Source organism: Micromonospora tarensis, assembly GCF_016803395.1.
GTDB classification, from domain to species: Bacteria; Actinomycetota; Actinomycetes; order Mycobacteriales; family Micromonosporaceae; genus Micromonospora; species Micromonospora tarensis.
Map to the genome: position 1 here is coordinate 1 of NZ_JAEVHL010000101.1, position 21,537 is coordinate 21,537.

Genomic DNA, 21,537 nt, shown 5'->3' on the forward strand with positions numbered 1-21,537 from the left:
ACGCGACCGGCTCGCCGGTCGAGCAGGGCCGCCTCCGCGCGACCTGGAGAGCATCCGCGTACGTCGTGTCTGAGCTGCTGCTGCGTTGCCCGCTCCACCGCGCTGGCGAGTTGCCGTTCAGCCTCGCGGTACAGTCCGGCCGCGACCAGCGCGCGGGCCCGTTCCACGGCCAGGTTGGCGAGCCGGCCCGGCGCGAGCACCCGGTAGTCGGCGTCGGACCGGGCGAAGGCACGCAGCGCGGCGGGCAGGTCACCGGCGATCACGTCGAGACAACCCAGGTTCGTCCGCGCCATGGCCACATGCAGGTCGAGCCCGTGCCGGGCGGCGACCTCGGCGCAACGCCGCAGGTCGGCCCGGGCGAGCCGGACGTTGCCCGCCTCCAGGTGCACGAGGCTGCGATTGTTGAGCGCCTTGACCAGATCGGGCGGGTGTGCCAGGTTGCTCAGCAGGCCAATGGACTCGTCGTACTGGCGCAGCGCCTCCGCGTTGCGGCCGCTGCGTTTGAGCAGCAGGGCCCGCTGGCCGAGCAGGATCGGCCGCTGCGGCGGAGCCACGAGTGCCTCGGCCTCGTCCAGCAGCCGGAAGCCCAGCTCCACCCGGCCTCGCTCGGACTCGGCCCAGGCGAGGCTGATCAGCAGGCGGGCGTGGATGTCTTGCAGGGCGGGGTGGCGCTTTGCCAGCCGCAGGCCCGCCCGCAGTTCCCGGGCGGCCCGCCCCGGCTGGCCGGCGTCGCTGGACGCCAGGCCCGCCGCGTGCCAGCGGCTGGCCCGGCGAGCGAGTGCGGCCGGGTCCACGTCACAGCGCGAGGGCCGGCGTGACCACCTGCGGTGCGTGCTCCCCCCGCGCCGGGTGCACCACCACCTGCGCCAGGCCGTGCGGCACGCCGTCCAGCACGAACCGGCCGGACGCGTCGGACTCCACAGTCTGGGACGGTCGGGCGCGGGGTGCCGCAGCTCGACCCGTACGGCGGCGCCAGGCGCGAGCCAGCCGTCGATCCGGACCAGGCCGTCGGGCCGCTCCACGATTGTGATCATCACGGTTCGGCTCTCCGCGTCGAAGGTCAGGGTGCGGGTCCGTTCCGTGCCACGCACCGCGCCGACGAGCTGCTCTTCGCGCAGCCGCGCGACGTCGCTGTCAATGTCGTCGAGTGCCAGCACCAGGCGTACCCGGTCGTCGAGGTCGGGGGGCGGCGGGTCGAGCCGGGTGAGCACCGCGGCCAGCTGGTCCAGGATCACCTGGTCCAGGTCGTCGAGTGGCTGGTCGGCGGAGTGCGGGGCGGTCATGTCGGGCTCCACGTCGAGTCGGCGGCCAGCAGCTCCCGCAGCTTCGCCAGGCACCGGCCACGGGTCGGCCCGATGCTGCCGCGTGGCATGCCCAGCGCCTCGGCGACCGCGGTGTAGTCGGGGCGGTCGACGTGCGCGACGATCCGCAGCAGCGCCCGGCACCGCTCTGGCAGCCGCGCGACGTGCTGCCAGAGCGCCCGGTCACGTTCCTCGGACAGCAGCAGGTCGGCCGGGCCGGGATCCGGGTCGGGCGAGGACTCCAGCGTCGCCGCGTCGTGCGGCGTCTGCCGTTGTGCGAGCCCACGTACCCGCCAGGATTCCCGGCGGGTGGTGGTCACCAGCCACGCGGTGAGCGCGCTCGAGGACCGGATGGTGTGCAGCCCGCGTACTAGCTCCAGCCAGGTCGTCTGGACGACATCGGCGGCCTCCTCGGCGGCGAGGCCCTGTGCCCGGGCGACGTGCCACAGCAGCGGGTTGAGTTCGCGGACCACCTCGTCGAGGGCGTCCCGGTCGCCCGCCCTGGCCCGCTCGAGGCGCTCGCCGAGGCGGGCCGCGCGGTCGAGCGACGCGGCCGCGCGGTCCACCGGCACGTTGGACATGGCGTCAGTCTGGCAGCGTCACGGATGCCGGCACCAGCCCCTGGGCGAGCCGGCCAGCGTACCGGGCCGCCGCGAACGACGTGCCGCTCCAGTAGGCGTACGCGCCCAACACGGTGACCGGTGCCGTGGACAAAGGCATGGTGCTCACCGCGTTGGTGCCCTCGTGCCACTGGCGCACCCACACCCCGTGGTTGCTGTATGGCGCCCGGGTCGTCGGCGAGGCGCAGGCCCCGACGCTGATCACCGTAAGCGTCGGGTCGACCGCGAAGGCAGCCGGATAGACTGGGCTGTCCGTACCGCCGTTCCCGGCCGAGGCGACCACCGGAACGCCCCGGTCCGCCAGGCGTTTGAGCGCCTCCCGGACCGGCTCCAGCTCTTCTTCCTCGCCGACCGCCGGGCGGCCGAACGCGGTCAGCACGACGTCGACCCGGTGGCCGTCGCGAACCCGGTCCGCCAGCCAGTTCAGCGCGTGTGCCGCGTTCAGGTCGCTGACCCGGCCCGCGTCGCTCATCACCCGCAACGAGAGGATCCGCGCGTCGGGCGCCTCAAGGCGAACCAGGCCGGCGAGGAAGGTGCCGTGCCCCCAGTGACTACCGAAGTCCGGCCCGTCTCTCTCCTCGCCGTGGCTCTGCTGGCCGGCGACCTCCGGAATGGTGCGCAGCGGCGTCCATCCCCGCGCCTCCTCCCAGTACGGCTCGCCGTCGGTCTCCACCAGCCAGTCGTGCTCGCGCACCCCGGTGTCGAGCAGCGCCACCACCGGCCGCCCGGCCGGGAACAGGCTGGCCGGGCGGCGGATGGGCTTCGGCGGCATCACGTAGTCGGGCGCCGGAAGCCAGGCCACGGTGCCATGCCCGCTCTTGCAGCCGCTGGCCCCGAAGTACGGGTAGAGAGTCGCCTTCAGCCGGGCGTCGTCCTCCACGGTGGCGGCCACGCACTCGTAGTCGGGCAGGCACTCCGGCACGTCGGCGTCGGATCGGCCGGCCAGCCGGCGGCTGGCCCGGGCCACGGCCACCGGGTCACCCTGCACGGGCAGTTCCACCAGTTCGACGGCGGGCGGTGCGGGGGCGGCCGGCGGGGACAACGGCCGGCCAAGTCCGGCCTCGGCCAGCAGCGCGTTGAGCCGCTCGACCGTCTCCGGACGCTCCGCCACCCACGCAGGCACGAGCACGACGTCAGGACGGTAAAGGGGACGGGACACCTGACCTCCCGGTGGTACGGCCGATTCACTCAGGACCGTCCCGCGCCCGGCGCGGGTCGGTGGTCACCAGCACAGTTGAGCACGCTCCGCTGCCGCCGCCAATGGCCCGGCCGGCGCATCGACGACAGCCATCCGATGTGTATCTCAGGGATCATCCGTCCGCTCCCTTGCTGCAGATGGACCTGCCCCCGTGGCGGCCACCCGCGACGTCAGAGGTGAGCGGCAACTGCTGCGGCTCGGCGCGCTGGAAACACTCGCCGGCTCCGACGTGCCCCAGGTATTCGCCCGATTCGCCGAGCGCCGACCCGACATCGCCTGCCTGGCATCCGCGACATCCGGTACGCCGCAGCCCGCCCCTGAACATCGACGCTCAGTCCGGGGGCCGGCACCTACTGGTTGGCGATAGCAACGTTGTCGAAGGCAGCGGCCACGTTGTAGACGCGAACCCCCGACTTGCCGGACGGGTGGGTGGCGTCGTGACCGAGATCTTGGGAGAGGTCTGGTCACCGACGTACACCTTGATCGACGAGCCGACGGCCATCACGCGCAGGTGGTACTGCTGGCCGACGACGACCGGCAGCGGCGCCGAGCCGAGCAGCGTCCAGTTGTTGTCGGCCCGGCCGAGGATCACGCGCCCGGCCGGGGTGATGCCGGCGTAGTAGCCGCGGTAGGCGTCGGTTCCGGTCCCCACGTTGGAAGCCCGGAACACCAGTCCGGCGTCGCCGATGCCCGACGTGACGGTGACGTCGAGGTCGTAGGTCGCGTTCACGTGGTTGTCGTCGAGCAGTGCCTTGCCGCCGTAGGAGGCGGCCGTCCGGTACTGGCCGCCGCTGACCGACCAGGCCCCGCCGTACGTCTTCCAACCGAGCGCGTTGCTGTCGGCGAAGTTGTCCTTCACGAGCATCTTCACCCGCTGGATCGTGCCGTCGGCGTTGAAGTTCATCCGGTCGTACGCGACCTGCCGCGCATTGCCGTCGGTCTCCGACAGCGGTCGGCGGTGGTAGAAGATGTACCAGGTGTCGGTGCCCGGGATGTTCAGCACCGAGTTGTGACCAGCGCCGCGCGCCACCGCGGAATCCTGCGCCAGGACCTTGTCGAGGCGGGTGAAGGGGCCGGTGGGTGAGTCGGCCATCGCGTACGCCACGGAGTAGTTGGGCCCGGTCCAGCCGCCCTCCGACCACATCAGGTAATACTTGCCGTGCCGCTTGAACATCTGCGGGCCCTCGACGTACCCGCTCGGAGTGATCTCCTTGTACGTCGTGCCGTCGGCGAACGTGCCCAGGCTCGTCATGTCGGCGTTCAGCTTGGCAACGTTGGCGTGCCCCCAGCCGCCGTAGTAGATGTACGCCTGCCCGTTGTCGTCGACGAAGACGTCCTGGTCGATCGGCTGGGCGCCGTTGACGAACTGCGCGATCAACGGTCGCCCGATCGCGTCGGTGTAGGGCCCCTCAGGCCGGTCGCCACCGCCACGCCGATACCGCCGAGTTCGCTGTTGCTCTGGATGTCGTTGGCCGCGAAGTAGAGGTAGTACCTGCCGTTGCGGGCGATCGGGGCGGGTGCCCAGACGGCGTACCGGGCCCAGCTCACGTTCGCGGTGCTGAGGACGTTCGGGTGCCTGCTCCAGGTGATCAGGTCGGTCGAGGAGAAGGCGTCGAGATAGGTCTGTTCCGCGTAGGCGCGGGAAGCGGTCGGGAACACGTAGAAGCGGTTGTTGAAGATCGCCACGTCGGGATCGGCGTACCACCCGGCCACGATCGGGTTCCCCGCCTCGGCGGTGGTGTATTCCGGCGGAGCGGCCGACGCCGGAGCGGTCGCCGCGGTGGCAGCGAGCACCCCCGCGACTGCAACGACCTTGCGGAGGGTGCTTCCAAGCATGGCCATTTAACAATGTTTGCCGGTGTTGTTTGATGCCGTCAAGCATCTGGTCGCATCGAGCGGGCGGTCGACCAGTACGGGCAGGTCATCGACGTGCTCGTTCCGGCACCTCGCGACGACGACGCGGCCCGGCGGTTCTTCCGCCGGCCGCTGTCGCCGTGTCGGCACCCGCCAGGTCGGCATGGAGTCCGCCAGCACCCGGTCCGCACGAGGAGATGCTGCCGACCGCAAACCCGGCTTGGCGAGGAGCCTTTCCCGTACCTGCTCACGAAACGGTGTGATGACCCGCCTTGATAACCTGGTCATACTCACTGCGACGGGCGTCGTAGGCGGATTCCAGGAACGCCTCCGAGTCGGGTCCGATCGGCAGCCGCAGCGGCGGCGCGTCCATCTGCCCGAGCCGCCAGACCACGTCGGCGAAGAGTTCGGGGGAGTTGATTTCCGCCTTGGTATTCATGCCGCGTAGCGCACCGAGCATGCCGTCGTTGACCGGCACGTAGTCGGCGATACGGTGCTCCGGCATCACCAGGTTGGCGCTGTAACCGGTGGCGAAGCCGCCCGGCTGCAGGATAGTCACCTTCACACCGAGGTGCCCGGCCTCGGCGGCCAGCGATTCGGCCGCCCCCTCCACCGCGAACTTGCTCGCGGTGTACGCAGCGAGGCCCGGGAAGGGAACCATGCCGGCGACCGAGCTGACGAAGACGGCGTGCCCGCGCTGCTGCGCCCGCCACACCGGCAGCACCGCGCGGGTCAGCCGCCAAGGCCCGAACACGTTGGTGTCGAACTGCGCGGCGAGCTCCGCGTCGGAGACCTCCTCGAAGGTGCCGAACTGCCCGTAGGCCGCGTTGTTGACCAGGACGTCGACGCCGCCGAAGGCGTCCACCGCCCGCTCGACGGCTGCCGTGCACTGCTCGGGATCCCGTACGTCGAGGGCGGCGGCCACCACGTTGCCCGGATGCCGGGCCACCAATCCGTCCAGGGTCTCCGACCGCCGGGCCGTCGCCACCACCTGTTCACCCTCGGCGGCGAGCCTGGCCGCGAGAGCCAGACCGAGTCCGCTGGAACAACCCGTGATCAACCAACGCTTCGTCATGCCCTCGGCCCGCCCTATCCGTTGAGTCACACGGCGATTGAAGATTGTCAGAGTCGGCATGAGCGGTATAGAGGACTCGACCGTCGTCAACCGGACGCGTCGGGTATCCGGCACGAAGCCCCGGCCCGCGGTGTTGTGGGTCGAACGACGATTGGCGCGCCGCAGACGCGGCTCGACCGCTGGAGCGCGTCGAACGACCTGCCACGGACTGGTTCATTCCCAACCTCGTACCGAGGCTATCCACGTCGGATCGCCCTGCGGATGCACTCGCAAGGTGTGATGTGGGTGCGGTTCATCGTTCATCGTCAAGAATGACGACAGTTTCGATCCCGGCCGATACTTCGACGGGCCGGACGATGTCATCGGCGGGTTTCTTGACGAAGACGCTGGCGAGTCTCCCCTGCAGCCCGTCTGGTCGCCGCGCAGCCGCGTGGCACCCCGGTTATCGCTCGTGTTCTGATCTCTTCCTTGTCAGGAATGTGGCATCGCGACGAGGAGACACACCACCGACTGGGAGGCAAATGAGTGGTGAACCCCCATTGGCGGCACTTGAGCCATGATCACAGCCGCACCGGGCCTGGACCACCCGCTTCGAAAAGCTGGCCGTCCGCCACGAAGCCATCCTCCACCTCGCGACGCACCCCCGACCACCGTCCGCAGCGGGCCGCGGAGGACGCCTGACGATGTGTACACCACATCGGTCATGTCGGAGCCTGCCGAAATCCCACCGCTCCGCGCATCGGTGAAGGCATGGACTTAGCGACGAAGGGGTCTGACTCACCCAACTCCGGTCGCCACTCGTTGAGCGAGACCAGTCCCGGTTCGATGAGCGCAAAGTCGTCAAAGAGAGCGATGAGCTGATCATCCGACCGCATGACAATCTGGGCGGCAGCCTTGGTGCGGTACACCTCCGCGACCGTCGACACGCTCGCCTTGTCGTAGCCATCGGTGACTGCCGTGCCCGGGTGAGAGATGACCAAGGCGCTGCCGGGCACGAGCCGATCCCGGATCGGCGCGACGACGCTGTGGATCAGATCGTGTGCGACTAATTGGAGGACGGAGCAGTACAGCAACGCCGTGGGCTGGCTCAGGTCGATCACGGCCGCCAGGTCCTCGCTGGTGAGCGCGTCGAGGATGAGCTGAGGTCGAGTGAAGTCCGCTTCGATCGCGTGGCAAGTGGGATTGCCCATGAGGATCTGGTTCGAGGCGACAACTGCCACAGGATCAATGTCGACGTAGAGCACCCGGATCGTCGGGTCGATTGCCTGCGCGATCTCGTGCACGTTGCCCTGAGTGGGGATACCGGAACCCAAGTCGAGGAACTGTTGGATGCCTGCCTCAGCCAGTGTGCGTACCGCGCGTGCTAAGAACAAGCGGTTCGACCGGGCCGTGTCCGCCGCGTCTGGGAACGCCTGCAAGAGCTGTCGAGCGGCTTCGCGGTCAGCCTCGAAATTCTGCAGGCCGCCGAGCAGATAGTCGTACATGCGGGAGAACGTGGCTCGGCCGCCCGCAGAACTCGGCGCGTTCGTCTGCTGGTCGGTCATCGCTTCGTCTCCGATGCTTCGTTGGTGGGACGCAGCCTAGCCGAGAGGATCATCGATGAGGGTGCCTCCGCGACAGACGCGCGCTTGCGGAACAAGGCCTGCGGCTTCACGCTGATGTTCGGCCCGGCACTGAACGTAGTGTCAGGAAATCAGATGTTGTCGTCTCGGCCCCGTCGGGCACGACGCACAATGTTGGTGGTCCTCGACCGAGCCGCGGCGGCCCTCGCACCGCGTGGCGGTCCCCCTATTTCTTCCCCGACTTGTGCCCCACGTCAATGACACACGAGCGGGCGGCCGCACACCGCAGCGAGATCCAAGCCACCGGCATCCGCTACATCGGGGTCAGCCGGTCAGCCCATGACGGTCGCCGCGGCTCCCATCGAAAGTGTCCACAATGCAGCATCGACCCGCAGGACTCGGAACACTTGAAATGACACCGAGAGCCTGATCCCCATCGAGCCCGCTTCGACGACCTTGGCCTGACTCGCAGCCGTCGCCGGAGCTGGGCGCGGTGAGGGCGGCGCCCGGGGTGCAGCAGGCGTGGCCGCGCCAGGCTTCCCGGCCCTCCTTGACCGCGACGGCGGCGATGACCAACGCGGCGACTGAGTCGGCCCAGCTCCAGCCGAACAGGCTGTTGAGGCCCAAGCCCACGAGCAGGATCGCAGATAGGTAGGTGCAGAGCAGCGTCTGCTTGGAGTCGGCGACCGCGGTGCGGGAACCGAGCTCGCGGCCGGCGCGGCGCTGGGCCCAGGACAGGCCCGGCATGACGGCGAGCGAGACCGCGGCGAGTCCGAGGCCGGTGGTGGAGTGTTCGGCGTCAGCGCCACCGGTCAGGGCGCGCACCGATTCGACGGTGACGTATGCCGCGAGCATGAAGAAGGAGATCGCGATGATCCGCAGCGCGGTCTTCTCCCGCGACTGGGGATCACGGCCGGCGAACTGCCAGGCGACCGCGGTGGCGGAGGACACCTCGATGATCGAGTCGAGGCCGAACCCGATCAGGGCGGTGGAGTCCGCCGCGGTGCCGGCGCCGATGGCGACGACTCCCTCGATCACGTTGTAGCCGATGGTGGCGGCGACCAGCAGCCGGATCCGGCGGGTCAGCGCGGCGCGGCGCTGCGGGCTGGGCCCGGCGGGCGGGATCGTGATCAGCGGCAGGCTCATCAGCAGCAGTCCTTGTCGGCGGCATCCGGGCAGGCCGCCGGGTCGACCGCCAGGACTAGGCCGAGCAGGTCGTCGAGGGCGTGCCGGATGCGGGTGTCGGCCAGTTCGTAACGGGTACGGCGGCCTTCGGGGACGGCGACAACCAGGCCGCAGCCGCGCAGGCAGGCCAGGTGATTGGACAGGTTCTGCCGGGTCGCCCCGAGCAGGTCGGCCAGCTCGGCCGGGTAGCCGGGCGCGTCTCGGAGAGCGAGCAGGAGCCGCGCCCGGGTCGCATCCGACAGGGCATGGCCGAAGCGGGCGAGGACTTCGGCATGGGTGACCGTCTCCATGGAGCCGACAATACAGCCCTCGCTGTATTCAGCGGAAGATGTACCAATCGTGGTCAGGGCTGGGCTGCTGTTGCCGTTCGTACACCTACTGCGGAACCCCGAACATGCAGACGGCCGGACCGACGCTCACCCGCTCGGGTTCGGTCGTTCGCAGCCCGGCAGAACGCGGCAAGCCCCGGTCTCATCTGTCGTCATGCCCGTGGCTGTAGCGGATTCCGCCGGCCGTTGACGAGGCCGCCCGGGCGGCACGGTGGGCAGCCACGCGCGCCCGGTTCGCGCAGGAGGCATCGCAATAGCGGCGAGCCGGGCCAGGGCCATAGCGCAGCACCGCGTGCGCGCATCGCGAAGCCGCGCACCGTGCCAGCACGTCCACTCCGTGTTCGGCGATCATGATGCTCAGCCCCATCGCGCCGGATGCCGCCAACCATCCACCCCATGTTGATCCGGGTGCGTCAACGTGCAGGTGCAGCGGCACCTCGTCGTGGCCGACGAGCCGCGGACGCGCGGTCCGCGCGAGCAGCTCGTTCAGCCGTTCGGCGATCTGTTGCTCGTCACCCGTCACGGCGAAGACCCGAGCAAGATCGGATCGTGCTGCCCGGGCGTCGACCAGGTCCGCGTCGCTGACCGTGACCGGCTCGGGTTCGTCGAAGGCCAACAGCAGATCCCGGAGCTGCGTCGGCGTCGTGAGAAAGTCACGGTGCCGCTCACCGGGAGCGGTATTCACCAGCGCAACCGCCAGGCGAGCCCAACGAGTGAATCCGAGTCGCGTCTCTGCACTCACCTTGTTACGGTACCAATCATGCAAACCGTTACCGACGTCGCCGCCGATGGCCGTATGGGTGGCGCGGCCACCCGCCTGCTGGCCGCAGCCACCCTGTCACGCCTCGCTGACTCGGCGGCGGGCATCGCGGTAACACTGCTCGTCATCGCCCGCACGGATGACGTTCGACTGGCGGGGTTGGTGGTTGCCGCCTTCGCACTACCAACTCTGCTCACCGGTCCGATACTCGGCGCGCTGCTCGACAGACTGCCCGCAAAGCGGCCACTGTTCATCGCCAATCAGCTCATCCTTGCCGCGACGCTCACCGGGGTGCTGGTCCTGGCAGGTCGATCGCCGACCATCCTGCTCATCGCGCTGGGCCTACTCGCCGGACTGACCGCACCCGTGTTGACGGGCGGTTACAGCAGCATCCTGCCGCAGGTCCTGCCACCCGCCCGGCTGACGCGCGGCAACGCCGCGGACGCCGCGAGCTACAACATCGCCGGTCTCGGCGGCCCGGCGTTGGCTTCCGCCATCGCCAGCACCGCCGGCGCTGGCGCGGCGCTCGCCAGCGTCGCCGCCATCGCCGCCATTGGCGTGGCACTCATTCTTATCGCGCCCATGCCGACCACCAGCGCAGCCGTCACCACGACAACAGCAGCAGGCGGCAGGGAATCTCTGCCGACCGCCTTGCGCGACGGTGTCCGGCTCGTCATGCGAGAACCACTGCTACGCGCAACGACCGTGACGACGACTGTCAGCCACACGGTGCAAGGGCTGCTGCCGGTGACGTTGCCCCTACTAGCGCTACAACTCGGTCATCCGGCCGAGCACGGTGGCTGGATACTCACCGCGATCAGCTTCGGCGCCTTGATCGGCTCGCTGGCATCCGCGCACCTGCTCATCCGCATCCCACCCCGCACGGCACTGATCGGGGCACTGGTCTGCTACGGATCGGGTGTGGCCGCCATCGCTGCCGCACCCACACTGTCGATCGCTCTACCCTTCGCCGCACTCGCCGGGCTCGCCAACGGTCCCGTCCTCGCAGCCACCATGACGATCCGGCAACACTGCACACCCGCCCACCGCTACGCCCAGATCGTCGCCACCGGCGCCAGTATCAAAACCGGCGGTTACGCACTGGGCGCCGCCACCACCGGACTACTCGCCGCCCACCTCACGGCACGACAGATCGTCTTCTTCGTCGCCGGCGTCCAACTGCTCGCACTCGTTCCGCTGCTCACCAACCGCCAACGGATCGTGCCGCCGCACGCCACACCCAAACCGGCATGAAGCCGTACTACTTCGGAAGGCACGCCGGCACGGCATGAACGTCCAGGGCATCGCGGACCCGGCTGGCCGCCTCGTCTGGGCGTCGGCAGCCTTGCCTGGCTCGGCACACGACCTGAGCGCCACCCGCACCCACGTCATCGACGCGTTGACCAGCGAGAACGTGATGACCTTCGCGGGACAAGGCGTACCAAGGCACCGGCGGCACCATCCGCACCCCATTCAAACGACACCGGTACCGGCCGAAGCTGTCCCGCCGGCAGAAGGCCGTGAACAGATCCCACGCCCGCATCCGCGCCCGCGTGAACGCGCCGTCGCCACTTTCGAGACCTAAAGAATCCTGGCCAAGCGAACCAACAGAACGACGGTGCGGGCCGCCTCCAGGCGGCCCGCACCGTTACCGAACACCGGGCCCGTTTCGCCCGTCTGCCGGAATGCTGGTGAGTGGGAGTTCCCGGCCTACAGGGCGGCCTTCGTCACCCGGGAGGATTCGTACGTCGTGGAGGCTTGGGGGAGGCCCGGCACGGTGGAGACGCCCGTGACCAGCATGCCGGTCTTGGCGTCGATGGTCAGCACCTCGCTGCTCTCGCCGCCGAACACCTCGGGGCCGGCGGTGATCGTCAGCGTGGCCTTGCCGTGGGTGGTCGAGTCCTTGACGCTGACCGCGGGGATGGTGGACAGCAGACGCAGCACACCGGCCCGGACCTGCGTGTTGCCGTCGCCAGCGGACAGCGCTTGGGTGCTGTACGTCCACAGGGCGTTGTCGAAGTGCCGCTGAACGGCCTGAGGGCTGTACGGCTTCGGCTTGGCGTCGCCGCCCTTCTGCTTGATAATCACCTTGGCGTCCGCCTGCTGCTTGTCCCACACCGCCTTCTGCGCCGCGGGGTCGAGGCCCACCAGCGGATCCTTGGCTGCCTTGAGCATCTGGGTCCGGCCGTCGGGCGGGCTGCTGTCCGCCGCGGCGACGGCTGCCTTGAGCAGCGGAGCGTAGCCGCCGTCCGTCATCTGGTCCTGGTGACGCACGATCGCACGCTTGATGTCCTTCACGCTGTTGCCCGTATAGATCGCGTGGTCGTCGGTGTACAGCGTGTAGACGACCTGCATGGTCTTGGTGCCGTGGACCTGCGTCGCCTTCACCAGCCACGCGTCGCCCGCCGACGGGGTGACCGTCTTGATAGACCCGGCCAGGGTCATCAGCGGCGCGCGCTCGGCGGACCCGTCGACGGTGGTCGAGCCCGAGGCGGCGGCCGACGAATCCTTGCCGACCTCCGTGCCCCCGGTCGCCGACGAGTTGAGCACCACAGCGACGACTGCCGCCGCGGCGGTAACCGCCACCCCGGCGCCGATGCCCAATCGGCCCGCGATACCGATCCGGCGGCGGCGCTGAATCGCCGGGCTGGATTCGTGGTCCCGGGTGGTTGTCGTCGTTTCCATGGTCGAAGTCGCCTCCATAGTCGTGTCCTTCGCTGATATCGCGCCCAGCAGCTGCACGGTTCCGGGGTCGGCCATCGCCGCCCGCAGCACCGCCCGCGCCCGCTGATACGCCTCCGGGCGTAGTGGTTCTGCGCTGCCCAACGCACCGACCAGATCGAGCTCGTCGGTCATCGGTGTCTCTCCTTCGCGCTGTTGCGGTCCTTCAGAAGCGCGGACACCCCCGGCGCGTCGCGCAATGCCGTCCTGGCCTGGCTCAGCAGCCGCCGCGCGGTGCCGGCCGGTATGCCGAGTGCCCGCGCGGCGTCGGCTGCGGTCAGGTCCTCCCAGGCGACGAGCCTCAGGACCTCCCGCTCTTCGGGTTTGAGCCGCATCAGGGCCGACCGGAGCACCGCCCGAGCGTCCATGCCGAGGTCCACCGCCGACCACGGATCCCATCCAGTAGCCACGTCCGGCACGTCCGCGACCAGGTCCTCGACCGGCCGCGACCGCCAGTAGCGCCGCAGGCGGTTCAATGCCACCCCGTACAGCCACGGTCGCGCATCGTTGTACGACCGGTCGTACGATCGCCGCGACTCGAACGCCGCAACCCAAACCTCGCCCAGGAGGTCCTCAGCCGCATCCCGTCCCGCCCGGCGAACGAGGTACGAACCGACGGCGGCCTCATGACGCTCGACCACCTCCACGAAGGCGTCGACATCGCCATCCAGCGACCGGCCTATCAAATCCGCATCCGAAGCCATGGCCCTCCTCGGCAAAGTCCGCGCTTCAACCTGACATTGCCAATCAGGCGGGAAAGTGTTCAGACGCCGAGGTCCGAGGGCGAGCGGTGTTGTCGCCGCACCTGGCCCGCGGACTGGCCGTCGAAGTCGATCTCAGGTCACCCCGCCCCACGTCGCCCTGGCGCCCAAATGGACTGCTCTGATGTGCTCCGAACCGCTCGGGAACGCGGTCGGCTTGGATACGTCCGCTGTTGTGTGTGGTCGAGGACGCGGACCGGCTGGACGCGGCGTCGGCGGAGGCTCTGGCCTTCGTCGGTCAGTGGTGATGGCCGAGCCCGTCGCGATGGTGTTCGCGCTGTGGGTGCCCGCCTCGAACGAGCTGCATGCGCTGCCCGGCCTCGAGGTCGGTGGATTGGGTGCCGCCGAGGCGCGGCTGGTGCTCGCGGTAAAACGTTTCGTCAGCCCGCGCACCGTCGGTACCCACCTGCGCACCATCTTCCGCATGCTCGGCAGCAACTCAGGGACCGGCCCGACCTCCGGGCGCATTTCAACCAGCAGCACCAACAATGAGTCGGGGCATGGCGCACGTTGGCGATCAAGCGGAGAGGGTGGTGCGTGCAGGACGATCCAATCGAGTACGACAAGAGTTTCGCGCTTGGTGTGGGTGCTGACAATGCGGGATGCGCGATCGAACGTACGCGGCTTCTGTTGCCGACCGGTCGAGTTGTCGCCACGGATCCGCTCGGAGGAGGGTACGACGACCCACCGGCCCCCTTCGTCCAGGTGGTGCCGGCCGGCCGCTATCGGGTGGACCTCCTGGTGATGGACGGACTCATCGCTGCGGCGCGGCTGTGTGTCCGGGATGAGCTGGCGGCGAGCTGGGAGAGGGCGGTGCCGGGGAGCCTCCGTGACGGCAGCGATGCGGAGGTCACCGGGTACGAGGTCAATGCCGGTGCAGGATGTTTCACTGACGAACAGACGTTCCGCCAGCTATCCGAGGAGTCCGGCAGCGATTGGCAGCTGACTCTCCTGGAGGATCTGGCCTGGATGCGCGACGGACCCACCGTCGTACCGCGCTCGGAGGTGGATGGTTGTTCCGGCGACGAGGGTGACGAGAACGTTCTGGTCGCGTTCCCCGCTGGAGAGGGCGACGGGACATACCGAACCTGGGTCGGCCGCACGCGGCGCGGAGAGATCACCTGCTTCGTGACCGACTTCCTCTTACACGACGCATAGGCTCCTTCCAGGGCCGAGCGTCGGCTGGATGGGCCACGACCTCAGGATGGTCGGGCCGCGCCTTGGCGGTTTCGGACCGCCAGGAGAGCTGGTGAAGGGTTCGCCTCGACCTGACCGAACAACAGCAGCACTGGGCGAGTCCACGTAAACGGCGCCAGTCAGTCCTCGTCGCCCTTCTTCTTGTCGCGGTTCATGGCCAGGTCGAGCGCGAGGACGCTGCCGATGATGAGCAGCGGGTCGACGCCGGCGGTGACCTGCACGGCGTAGGTGTCCCGAATCGTCAGCCACCGCTTGGACACCGCGGCCACCTCGGTGCCGTCGCGTTCGATCACGTACTCGTGGTCGAGCAGGTCACCCTTCATCTCCAGGTCGTCGGGCCCGGGCACGTCAATGGTGAACTTGTCGCGGAACGGCGTGAGCAGATTCTTGCGGACCTCTGCGGCCTTCTCGCCGCCGATCCGGATCTCGTACGTGGGACGCAGCGCCACCAGGTGCCGGTGCAGCGTGGCGACCTCGTGGCCGGTGGCGTCCTCGATGACGACCTTGTTGCGGACGCTGAGCACCTTGCCGTCGACGTGGAAGACCTTGGTGCCGTGCTCGTCGAGCACGTCGAAGTCGTCGCCGATCGAGAAGAACCGCTCCCTGATGACAAACATGATGCGATTCTCCCCCACCGCGTAGGAAAGTGCCGGTCGGCCATGGCCGACCTGACCACCACCCTCATCGGTCCGCTGCGCGAAGATGACATTGCCCGAGCGGCGCACGCCTTATCGCGGGACGATGGCATCGCGTCCTGAGCCGACGTGTAGCACCCGGCGTCGTTACCACCGCCACGGATGGCAGCGACATCCTGGAGATACCTGCTCACCTCGACATGAGCAGACGCTGCCCTACCGCCTCGTAGGACGCCGCGCGGTGTTGGCTCGCCGTGGGCTCATCGCCCGACGTCATAGGAGCGCCGCGCTCGCTCGACCTCTCCGAGGTGGGCATCGGCCCAGGTGGTCAGGTGCGCGAAGAGCGGGCCGAGGCTGGCACCCAACTCGGTGATCTCGTACTCGACTCGAGGGGGCACCTCGGCGTGATAGGTGCGCGCGACGAGGCCGTCGCGTTCGAGTTGCCGAAGCCGCTGCGTGAGCACCTTCGGTGTGATGCTGGTCAGCCGGCGCTCCAGCTCCACAAAGCGCTGCCGACCATATTGGTGCAGAGCCCACAGGATGGGTGTGGTCCACCGACTGAACACGATGTCGACGACCGGCGCGACCGGACATGCCAGCTCGGGATCTGTCGACTGCTGCACGTGCCCTCCGTCACAAAGCCATTACTATCCTCTAGGTACCTACTATATCGACACTACTAGCGTCTCCTCTCAGCCCGTGCGAACGACACGGTCGAACTGGAGACACAGACATGTTTGTCGTAGTAGGAGCCACCGGGAACGTCGGCCGCACGCTCTCGTCAATTCTCGCGGCGTCGGGTAACCCGGTGACGGCGGTGTCCCGGGGACACCGCCCAATCGACGTACCGGACGGGGCTCGCCACCATCGCGCGGACCTTGAGCAGCCGGAGAGCCTTCGCCCGGCGCTCGCCGGCGCCGAGGCGCTGTTCCTGCTCGTGGAAGGCGCCGGAGCTCATCTCGACATGCGCGAAATCCTGCGGGTCGCCGCAGCCGGTGGCGTGAAGCGCATCGTGCTGCAGTCCTCGCAAGCGGCCGGCACCCGGCCGGGTTCGCCGTCACACGCGCCACTGCGCGCCATCGAGGATCTCGTCCGCCAATCCAGCCTCGGCTGGACGATCCTGCGCCCCGGCGGCTTCGCCTCCAACGCCTTCGCCTGGACCGAACCGATCCGGGCCAAGCGGATGGTCGCCGCACCGTTCGGCGACGTCGGCCTGCCCCTGGTCGACCCGGCTGACATCGCCGAAGTGGCGGCCGCCGCCCTGCGCGACCACTCACATGATGGCCGCACCTACGAACTGACCGGCCCGGCCCTGAGCACGCCGCGCGAACGGGCCGCCGATCTCGCCGCCGCGCTCGGCGAGCCGATCGGCTTCGTGGACCAGACGCCAGACGAGGCCCGCGAACAGATGCTGAGGTTCATGCCGCCACCGGTGGTCGAGGGCACGCTGGCGATCCTCGGCGCGCCGACCACACTTGAGCAGCGGATCAGCCCAGACGTGGCCGACATCCTGGGCCGATCACCACGCCCCTTCGCCGCCTGGGCCACGCGCAACATCGACGCCTTCCGCTGACGCCCCGCGCTGCTGCGACACTCTGAGGGTGAGTTGGTCGCTGTACGTCGTACCCCTGGGCAGGTTGTCCCGTGACGGGATGGCCGAGTGGATCTCCTGCGCCGACTTCACCCGGGGCGTGCCGGAGCCGACTCCCCCGGTCCTGCCGAGACCATCGATCGCCGACGTCCTGGCCGCATTCCGGGCGGCCGGCTGTCATGGCACGAACTGGTTCGAGGTCGTCGGTGAACCCGCTGGTACGAGGCTGCCGGAGTGTCCCGGCACGGATATCTGCACCAGCACCGGAACGCTGGACTTGGGCGAGGTCAGCGTGCACACGGTCGGGCGCAGTAGCGGCATTCCGGCCGTGGGGGCGGACGCACTCGTGGAAACGGTGGCATTCCGGAAGCCGAACCCGGCTGCGGCGCTGAGAGCCGCTTGTGCCCTGGCTGCGCTCGCAGGCCCGCAACTGGTGTTCGACGAGTCTGCTACCGCAGCCTCCGCGGTATGGCCAGGGGAAGAGACCGAGGAGCTGAAAGACAACTGGCCATGGTGAGCGCGAAGCGGCAGATCCTGATCAGCGGCAGAAGCGCGCGGCACCGCCGGATCTCAGCGGCGTGGTCGCACCAGGCCCGCGTCGAACGCCGCGATCACCAGCTGCGCCCGATCTCGCACGGCCAGCTTCGCCATCAGGTGCGTGATGTGCGTCTTCACCGTCTTCACCGAGATCACCAGGGCGGTGGCGATCTCGTCGTTTGACAGGCCGCCACCGATCAGGGTCAGCACCTCCACCTCACGCCCGGTCAGCCGCCGCAGTGCCGGAGTCGGCCGGTCCGGTCGGGGCGCCGTGACGTAGTGCGCGACGAGCCGGGTGAGGATCGACGGCGCGAACAGCGACTCGCCCCGGTGGGTACGACGGATCGCCTCGATCAGCTCGTCGGGGCGGGCGTCCTTGAGCAGGAAACCCGACGCTCCCGCGTGCAACGCCTCGTAGAGGTACTCGTCCAACTCGAACATGCTCAGGACCAGGACACGGGCGGTGGACAGGGCGGGGTCGGCACAGATGCGTCGGGTGGCCTTGAGGCCGTCCAGGTGCGGCATCCGGACGTCCATCAGGATGACGTCGGGGCGGGTGGTACGGGCGCACGCCACGGCCCGCGCGCCGTCACCGGCCTCGCCGACGACGGACAGGTCCGACTCGTTGTTGATGATCATGGCGAGGCTGTGTCGGAGCAGCGCCTGGTCGTCCACCAGCAGCACCCGGATGTCGCTCACGCCACCTCGTCCCGGATCCGCGCGGTGAGGCGGAAGCCCGCGTCGACACGCTCCGCCGACAGCGTGCCGCCGAGACTGCGACCCGCTCCCGTAACCCGGCCAGCCCGTGTCCGGCGCCCGGAGACGCTCGCCAGCCGTCGACCGACGGGCCGGTGTCCGCCACCGTGACCACCACGTAGGTCCCGTCCCGGTGCACCCGTACCCGTACATCCGTCGGTCCCGCGTGCCGCGCGGCGTTGCTGAGCGCCTCCCGCACGGTCTGGCAGACGGCGGCCTGTACGCCCTGCGACACCGGGCCGAGCGGCTCAACTGTCAGCCGTGCCCGAATCCCGGCCAGCGACGCCCCGTGCACGATGCCGGGCAGATCGTCGAGGTTGTCGACCGGCGCACGGGGACTGGCGGCGGACGGCTCACGCAGGACGGTGAGCATGCGGCGTAGCTCGGCTGTCGCGTGCCGGCTCGCGTCCTCGATGTCGGTGAGCGCCGCCTGCACCTCGGCGGGTTTGGGCAGGTGCCGGGTGGCCGCCGCGCGGACCGTGATCAGACCCAGGCCGTGCGAGACGATGTCGTGCAGGTCGCGGGCGATCCGCAACCGCTCGGCGAGCACGGCCTCGGAGGCGGCCCAGGCGGTCAGCCGCGACTCGTAGGCGGTGCGGTCGGCTCGGGACCGGCGCACCGCCCATACCGCGGCCGCGACGGCGCGCCGACAATCAGCGGCGGCAGGACGACCGCGAGCGGGCCCTGCGTGCCGACCGTGCACATGGACATCACCAGCACGCTGACCACCACGGCGACCACCGGCACGGCCCTGGACCGCCCGGCGGGGCGCGGGTGGACGTTCACCATCCCGACTGTAGTTCTCAGACCAGGGTCTGACGGTCCGCGGACCGACCCGGCCGGCGAGATCCGAGAACGGTCCGATGTGTGCGGGCCGGGTCACCGGTTGACTCGACGCATGATCACGATCGATCGCGTCAGCAAGACCAAGAGCAGGACGCGGATTTTGTACGACGTCACCTTCGAGGCCCACCCCGGCCGGGTCACCGGCTTTCTCGGGCCGAACGGGGCCGGCAAGACGTCGACGCTACGGATCCTGCTCGGCCTGGACAGCCCGCAGAGCGGCACCGCGCTGATCTGCGGACGCCCGTACCGGAAACTGGACCGCCCGCTGACGACGGTCGGTGCCCTCCTCGACGGCAGCGGCGCGCACCGGGCCCGCACGGCCCGCGCCCACCTGCGCTGGGTGGCCGCCAGCAACGGCCTGCCGGACTCCCGCGCCGACGAGGTCCTCGAGGTCGTGGGCCTGACCGGCGAGGCGCGCAAGCGCGCCGGCCGCTTCTCCCTCGGCATGAGCCGCCGACTCGGGCTCGCCACCGCGCTGCTCGGTGACCCGGAGGTGCTGGTCCTGGACGAGCCGGTCAACGGGCTCGACCCGGCCGGGATCCGCTGGATGCGCGGCTTCCTGCGCGACAGCGCGGCACAGGGCCGTACGGTGCTGCTCTCCAGCCACCTGATGGGCGAACTGGCGGAGATCGTCGACGACGTCGTCGTGATCGACAAGGGCCGGGTCGTGACCCACGGCAGGCTGGCCGACGTCACCGGCGGTCACCGCACCCTGGAGGACGCCTTCTTCGCGCTCACCGCCACCGAGGCGGGTGGCCCGTGGTGAACCTGGTCCGCGCCGAACTCCGCAAGCTGCTCGGCCTGCCCACCGCCTGGGTCGGTCTGGTGCTGGGCACGCTGATCGCGCCGGTGATCGTCCTGCTCAACGCGCCGTACACCCGCCGCGCGATCGCCGCCGGCACCCTCACCGACCTGTCCGACCTGGGCCTGCGTGACCTGGGTGTCGGCCTGATCGGTCCGATGGTCCTCGGCGTCATCGTGGTGAGTAGCGAATACACGTCCACCGGTCGGGACGCCCCCGGCGCCCGCCAGCTCACCGCCACGCTCGCCGCGGTTCCCCACCGGCTGCGGCTGCTGCTGGCGAAGACCACCGCGCTGGTGTTGGTCGTCGCGGCACAGGCAACGGTCACCACCGCCGCCACCCTGACCCTCACCCAGGTGCTGCACGGCGAACACGCGCCGGTACCCGCCCCGGGGCGGGTCGCCGCCGCGATCCTCTACTGGACGCTGACCGCGCTCCTCGCGTACGCGATCACGCTGATCACCCGCAACGGCATCGTGCCGCTGACACTGCTGATCATCAACAGCTCCGTGGTGTCCGTGTCGTACCTGCTGACGAAGGTCACCGACCTCGCCTCCTACCTCCCGGACATCGTCGGAGCGCAGATGTTCATCCGCGGTTCGGACTTCCCCGTCGAGGTTCATCCGGTGACCGCCGGTCTGGTGATGACGGCCTGGATCGTCGCGCTGCTCGCGGTCGGCGCCGTCCTGTTCCAGCGGCGCGACGCGTGAACACCGCCCGCGCCGAACTGCGCAAACTGCTGACCCTGCCGTCGTTGCGCCGGACCGCGCTGTTAACCTGGGCTGCCACCGCCCTGCTGACGTACGCGTACGCGTCCGCCGAGTCGGCCGGTGAGCCGCTCGGCGACGACGCCGGCCTGGCCCCGCTCGGCTACACCCAGGCCGGTTTCCTGGTGCTCGGCGTGCTGGCGGCCACCTCCGAGTACCAGGAGGGCGACCAGATCCGGACCACGCTGCTCGCGATGCCCCGCCGGCTGCCCCTACAGGCGGCGAAAGCCCTCGCGTTGGCCGCGCTGACGCTTCCGGTGGCCGCCGCGACGGCGGCCACCAGCACCCTGCCGGCCGATGCGCCGGCCTGGATGCCCGCCGCGACCGCCTATTTGACGCTCACCACAGTGCTGGCGGCGGCGGTCGCCAGCCTCGTCCGCCGCGCCGTGCCCGCCGCGATTCTGCTGCTCGGCCTCTACTTCGTCGCCGGCCCGCTGCTGCGGGCCCGGTCCAGCGCCAGCGCCGCCTACCTGCCGGACACCGCCGCCCTCGACCCGTCGCGGGGTGCCGCCGCCACGATCGCGTGGACCTGCGCCGCCCTGACGCTCGCCGCTTGGGTGTTCCGTCGCCGCGATGCATGACACCGGAGTTGCCGCGGGAACGTCCACGACGCCATGGAGCCCGCCGCGACGGCCAGGCGCACAGGGAGCCTCCTGGTGATGTCCAGGCTGAGCCTGCAGATCACGGGTTGGGCCAATCAAGGGGCGGCTGGACCACCAAGACCCATCTGGCCTGCGAGCAGGCCAGGGGATCCAAGGCGGACGTCCCCCCGCCTTCGACCCGAGGTCTACCGCCTGCGTCACGCCGTGGAGTGCGGCATCAACCAGCTCAAACAACACGGTGCCATGGGCACCGGGTACGACAAACTCGCCGCGCCACGAAGCCAACCTCACCATCGCCGCTATCACCAAGGCTTCGTGCCCTACGAGACACGGCCTAGATGTGCTGTCCAGGGACGTTGGTCAACCTGGTGATGGGTGGTAGGCCGCCGGTGGCGGTGTGGGGTCGGTGGTGATTGTAGTGATGCAGGAAGGCCGGTA

At 69.5% G+C, this 21,537-nt stretch carries 24 protein-coding genes and 4 pseudogenes; 10 read left to right on the top strand and 18 right to left on the bottom strand.

Features of this window, described 5'->3' with window-relative positions; translation table 11 throughout:
- From JM949_RS19435 to JM949_RS19450, 4 genes and pseudogenes are all read right to left on the bottom strand, one after another.
- A partial coding sequence (locus tag JM949_RS19435; protein ID WP_407664784.1) for a tetratricopeptide repeat protein occupies positions 1-1,283 on the bottom strand: 1,283 nt, incomplete at its 3' end.
- A complete protein-coding gene (locus tag JM949_RS19440) occupies positions 1,280-1,882 on the bottom strand; it encodes an RNA polymerase sigma factor (protein WP_203149832.1) in 603 nt (200 codons plus the stop codon). The genes JM949_RS19435 and JM949_RS19440, both read right to left, overlap by 4 nt.
- Positions 1,883-1,886: 4 nt before the next feature.
- Positions 1,887-3,050 (bottom strand): S8 family peptidase, encoded by a 1,164-nt coding sequence (locus tag JM949_RS19445; RefSeq protein ID WP_203149833.1) that lies wholly within the window; start codon positions 3,048-3,050, stop codon positions 1,887-1,889.
- Positions 3,051-3,450: 400 nt separating this feature from the next.
- Positions 3,451-4,961: pseudogene (locus JM949_RS19450) on the bottom strand (glycoside hydrolase family 43 protein).
- Positions 4,962-5,009: 48 nt separating this feature from the next.
- Between JM949_RS19450 and JM949_RS39810 the strand changes: the two are divergent.
- Positions 5,010-5,249, top strand: coding sequence for a DDE-type integrase/transposase/recombinase (locus tag JM949_RS39810; RefSeq protein WP_407664785.1), 240 nt, complete (start codon positions 5,010-5,012; stop codon positions 5,247-5,249).
- On the opposite strand, the gene JM949_RS19455 is transcribed toward JM949_RS39810, so the two are convergent.
- The 6 genes from JM949_RS19455 to JM949_RS39815 all read right to left on the bottom strand — a co-directional run bounded on the left by JM949_RS19455 (position 5,221) and on the right by JM949_RS39815 (position 9,491).
- Positions 5,221-6,138, bottom strand: coding sequence for an SDR family oxidoreductase (locus tag JM949_RS19455; protein ID WP_238433491.1), 918 nt, complete (start codon positions 6,136-6,138; stop codon positions 5,221-5,223). The two genes, JM949_RS39810 and JM949_RS19455, sit on opposite strands and share 29 nt — an antisense overlap.
- A 202-nt stretch (positions 6,139-6,340) precedes the next feature.
- Positions 6,341-6,454 (bottom strand): hypothetical protein, encoded by a 114-nt coding sequence (locus JM949_RS40185; protein ID WP_456320235.1) that lies wholly within the window; start codon positions 6,452-6,454, stop codon positions 6,341-6,343.
- Between the two features lie 295 nt (positions 6,455-6,749).
- Positions 6,750-7,592 (bottom strand): SAM-dependent methyltransferase, encoded by an 843-nt coding sequence (locus JM949_RS19460; RefSeq protein WP_203149835.1) that lies wholly within the window; start codon positions 7,590-7,592, stop codon positions 6,750-6,752.
- A gap of 342 nt (positions 7,593-7,934) precedes the next feature.
- Positions 7,935-8,756 carry a cation transporter gene (locus tag JM949_RS19465; RefSeq protein WP_203149836.1) on the bottom strand — a complete coding sequence of 274 codons (822 nt, stop codon included), beginning with the start codon at positions 8,754-8,756 and terminating at the stop codon, positions 7,935-7,937.
- Positions 8,756-9,085: an ArsR/SmtB family transcription factor gene (locus JM949_RS19470; protein WP_203149837.1), complete on the bottom strand. Its 330-nt coding sequence runs from the start codon at positions 9,083-9,085 to the stop codon at positions 8,756-8,758. The genes JM949_RS19465 and JM949_RS19470 overlap by 1 nt, the downstream gene beginning before the upstream one ends.
- 181 nt (positions 9,086-9,266) lie before the next feature.
- Positions 9,267-9,491, bottom strand: a complete 225-nt coding sequence (locus JM949_RS39815) for a CGNR zinc finger domain-containing protein (protein ID WP_407664786.1) — start codon at positions 9,489-9,491, stop codon at positions 9,267-9,269.
- A gap of 429 nt (positions 9,492-9,920) precedes the next feature.
- Here JM949_RS39815 and JM949_RS19480 point away from each other — a divergent pair, with 429 nt between their 5' ends.
- Entirely contained in the window at positions 9,921-11,138 is a 1,218-nt protein-coding gene (locus JM949_RS19480; protein ID WP_238433493.1) for an MFS transporter, read from the top strand.
- A pseudogene (locus JM949_RS19485) lies at positions 11,096-11,466 on the top strand (transposase family protein); the annotation flags it as partial. The gene JM949_RS19480 and the pseudogene JM949_RS19485, both read left to right, overlap by 43 nt.
- Before the next feature lie 128 nt (positions 11,467-11,594).
- Here JM949_RS19485 and JM949_RS19490 read toward each other — a convergent pair.
- From JM949_RS19490 to JM949_RS19500, 3 genes are all read right to left on the bottom strand, one after another.
- Entirely contained in the window at positions 11,595-12,659 is a 1,065-nt protein-coding gene (locus tag JM949_RS19490; protein ID WP_203149840.1) for a hypothetical protein, read from the bottom strand.
- Positions 12,660-12,736: 77 nt separating this feature from the next.
- Positions 12,737-13,309 carry an RNA polymerase sigma factor gene (locus tag JM949_RS19495; protein WP_203149841.1) on the bottom strand — a complete coding sequence of 191 codons (573 nt, stop codon included), beginning with the start codon at positions 13,307-13,309 and terminating at the stop codon, positions 12,737-12,739.
- Between the two features lie 295 nt (positions 13,310-13,604).
- Positions 13,605-13,772: a hypothetical protein gene (locus JM949_RS19500; RefSeq protein WP_203149842.1), complete on the bottom strand. Its 168-nt coding sequence runs from the start codon at positions 13,770-13,772 to the stop codon at positions 13,605-13,607.
- A gap of 131 nt (positions 13,773-13,903) precedes the next feature.
- Here JM949_RS19500 and JM949_RS19505 point away from each other — a divergent pair, with 131 nt between their 5' ends.
- Positions 13,904-14,524 carry a DUF4241 domain-containing protein gene (locus JM949_RS19505; RefSeq protein WP_203149843.1) on the top strand — a complete coding sequence of 207 codons (621 nt, stop codon included), beginning with the start codon at positions 13,904-13,906 and terminating at the stop codon, positions 14,522-14,524.
- Between the two features lie 158 nt (positions 14,525-14,682).
- On the opposite strand, the gene JM949_RS19510 is transcribed toward JM949_RS19505, so the two are convergent.
- Positions 14,683-15,198 carry an LURP-one-related/scramblase family protein gene (locus tag JM949_RS19510; RefSeq protein WP_309232232.1) on the bottom strand — a complete coding sequence of 172 codons (516 nt, stop codon included), beginning with the start codon at positions 15,196-15,198 and terminating at the stop codon, positions 14,683-14,685.
- A gap of 260 nt (positions 15,199-15,458) precedes the next feature.
- Positions 15,459-15,821: a winged helix-turn-helix transcriptional regulator gene (locus JM949_RS19515; RefSeq protein WP_203149845.1), complete on the bottom strand. Its 363-nt coding sequence runs from the start codon at positions 15,819-15,821 to the stop codon at positions 15,459-15,461.
- A 110-nt stretch (positions 15,822-15,931) separates the two neighbouring features.
- On the opposite strand from JM949_RS19515, the gene JM949_RS19520 reads away from it, so the two are divergent.
- Both JM949_RS19520 and JM949_RS19525 read left to right on the top strand, forming a co-directional pair.
- Complete coding sequence (locus JM949_RS19520; RefSeq protein ID WP_203149846.1) at positions 15,932-16,771, top strand: NAD(P)H-binding protein; 840 nt, start codon at positions 15,932-15,934, stop codon at positions 16,769-16,771.
- A 79-nt stretch (positions 16,772-16,850) separates the two neighbouring features.
- A complete protein-coding gene (locus JM949_RS19525) occupies positions 16,851-17,306 on the top strand; it encodes a hypothetical protein (RefSeq protein ID WP_203149847.1) in 456 nt (151 codons plus the stop codon).
- Positions 17,307-17,359: 53 nt separating this feature from the next.
- On the opposite strand, the gene JM949_RS19530 is transcribed toward JM949_RS19525, so the two are convergent.
- Positions 17,360-17,965, bottom strand: a complete 606-nt coding sequence (locus JM949_RS19530; protein ID WP_238433496.1) for a response regulator — start codon at positions 17,963-17,965, stop codon at positions 17,360-17,362.
- Positions 17,916-18,701 (bottom strand): sensor histidine kinase, encoded by a 786-nt coding sequence (locus JM949_RS37370; RefSeq protein ID WP_309232233.1) that lies wholly within the window; start codon positions 18,699-18,701, stop codon positions 17,916-17,918. Before JM949_RS37370 ends, JM949_RS19530 begins: the two co-directional genes overlap by 50 nt.
- A gap of 279 nt (positions 18,702-18,980) precedes the next feature.
- Here JM949_RS37370 and JM949_RS19535 point away from each other — a divergent pair, with 279 nt between their 5' ends.
- From JM949_RS19535 to JM949_RS39820, 4 genes and pseudogenes are all read left to right on the top strand, one after another.
- Positions 18,981-19,694 (top strand): ABC transporter ATP-binding protein, encoded by a 714-nt coding sequence (locus tag JM949_RS19535; RefSeq protein ID WP_203149849.1) that lies wholly within the window; start codon positions 18,981-18,983, stop codon positions 19,692-19,694.
- Entirely contained in the window at positions 19,691-20,440 is a 750-nt protein-coding gene (locus JM949_RS19540) for a hypothetical protein (protein WP_203149850.1), read from the top strand. Before JM949_RS19535 ends, JM949_RS19540 begins: the two co-directional genes overlap by 4 nt.
- Entirely contained in the window at positions 20,437-21,078 is a 642-nt protein-coding gene (locus JM949_RS19545; RefSeq protein ID WP_203149851.1) for a hypothetical protein, read from the top strand. The genes JM949_RS19540 and JM949_RS19545 overlap by 4 nt, the downstream gene beginning before the upstream one ends.
- Positions 21,079-21,113: 35 nt before the next feature.
- Positions 21,114-21,481, top strand: a pseudogene (locus JM949_RS39820) (hypothetical protein); the annotation flags it as partial.
- On the opposite strand, the pseudogene JM949_RS19550 reads toward JM949_RS39820, so the two are convergent.
- Positions 21,434-21,537, bottom strand: a pseudogene (locus tag JM949_RS19550) (IS481 family transposase); the annotation flags it as partial. The pseudogenes JM949_RS39820 and JM949_RS19550 overlap by 48 nt on opposite strands.

Bases quoted from the DNA above. Each gene is read 5' to 3' on its own strand.
- JM949_RS19440 (WP_203149832.1), bottom strand. From the start codon at position 1,882: ATGTCCAACGTGCCGGTGGACCGCGCGGCCGCGTCGCTCGACCGCGCG.
- JM949_RS19460 (WP_203149835.1), bottom strand. From the start codon at position 7,592: ATGACCGACCAGCAGACGAACGCGCCGAGTTCTGCGGGCGGCCGAGCC.
- JM949_RS19465 (WP_203149836.1), bottom strand. From the start codon at position 8,756: ATGAGCCTGCCGCTGATCACGATCCCGCCCGCCGGGCCCAGCCCGCAG.
- JM949_RS19470 (WP_203149837.1), bottom strand. From the start codon at position 9,085: ATGGAGACGGTCACCCATGCCGAAGTCCTCGCCCGCTTCGGCCATGCC.
- JM949_RS39815 (WP_407664786.1), bottom strand. From the start codon at position 9,491: ATGGGGCTGAGCATCATGATCGCCGAACACGGAGTGGACGTGCTGGCA.
- JM949_RS19480 (WP_238433493.1), top strand. From the start codon at position 9,921: ATGGGTGGCGCGGCCACCCGCCTGCTGGCCGCAGCCACCCTGTCACGC.
- JM949_RS19495 (WP_203149841.1), bottom strand. From the start codon at position 13,309: ATGGCTTCGGATGCGGATTTGATAGGCCGGTCGCTGGATGGCGATGTC.
- JM949_RS19520 (WP_203149846.1), top strand. From the start codon at position 15,932: ATGTTTGTCGTAGTAGGAGCCACCGGGAACGTCGGCCGCACGCTCTCG.
- JM949_RS19525 (WP_203149847.1), top strand. From the start codon at position 16,851: ATGGCCGAGTGGATCTCCTGCGCCGACTTCACCCGGGGCGTGCCGGAG.
- JM949_RS19530 (WP_238433496.1), bottom strand. From the start codon at position 17,965: ATGATCATCAACAACGAGTCGGACCTGTCCGTCGTCGGCGAGGCCGGT.
- JM949_RS19535 (WP_203149849.1), top strand. From the start codon at position 18,981: ATGATCACGATCGATCGCGTCAGCAAGACCAAGAGCAGGACGCGGATT.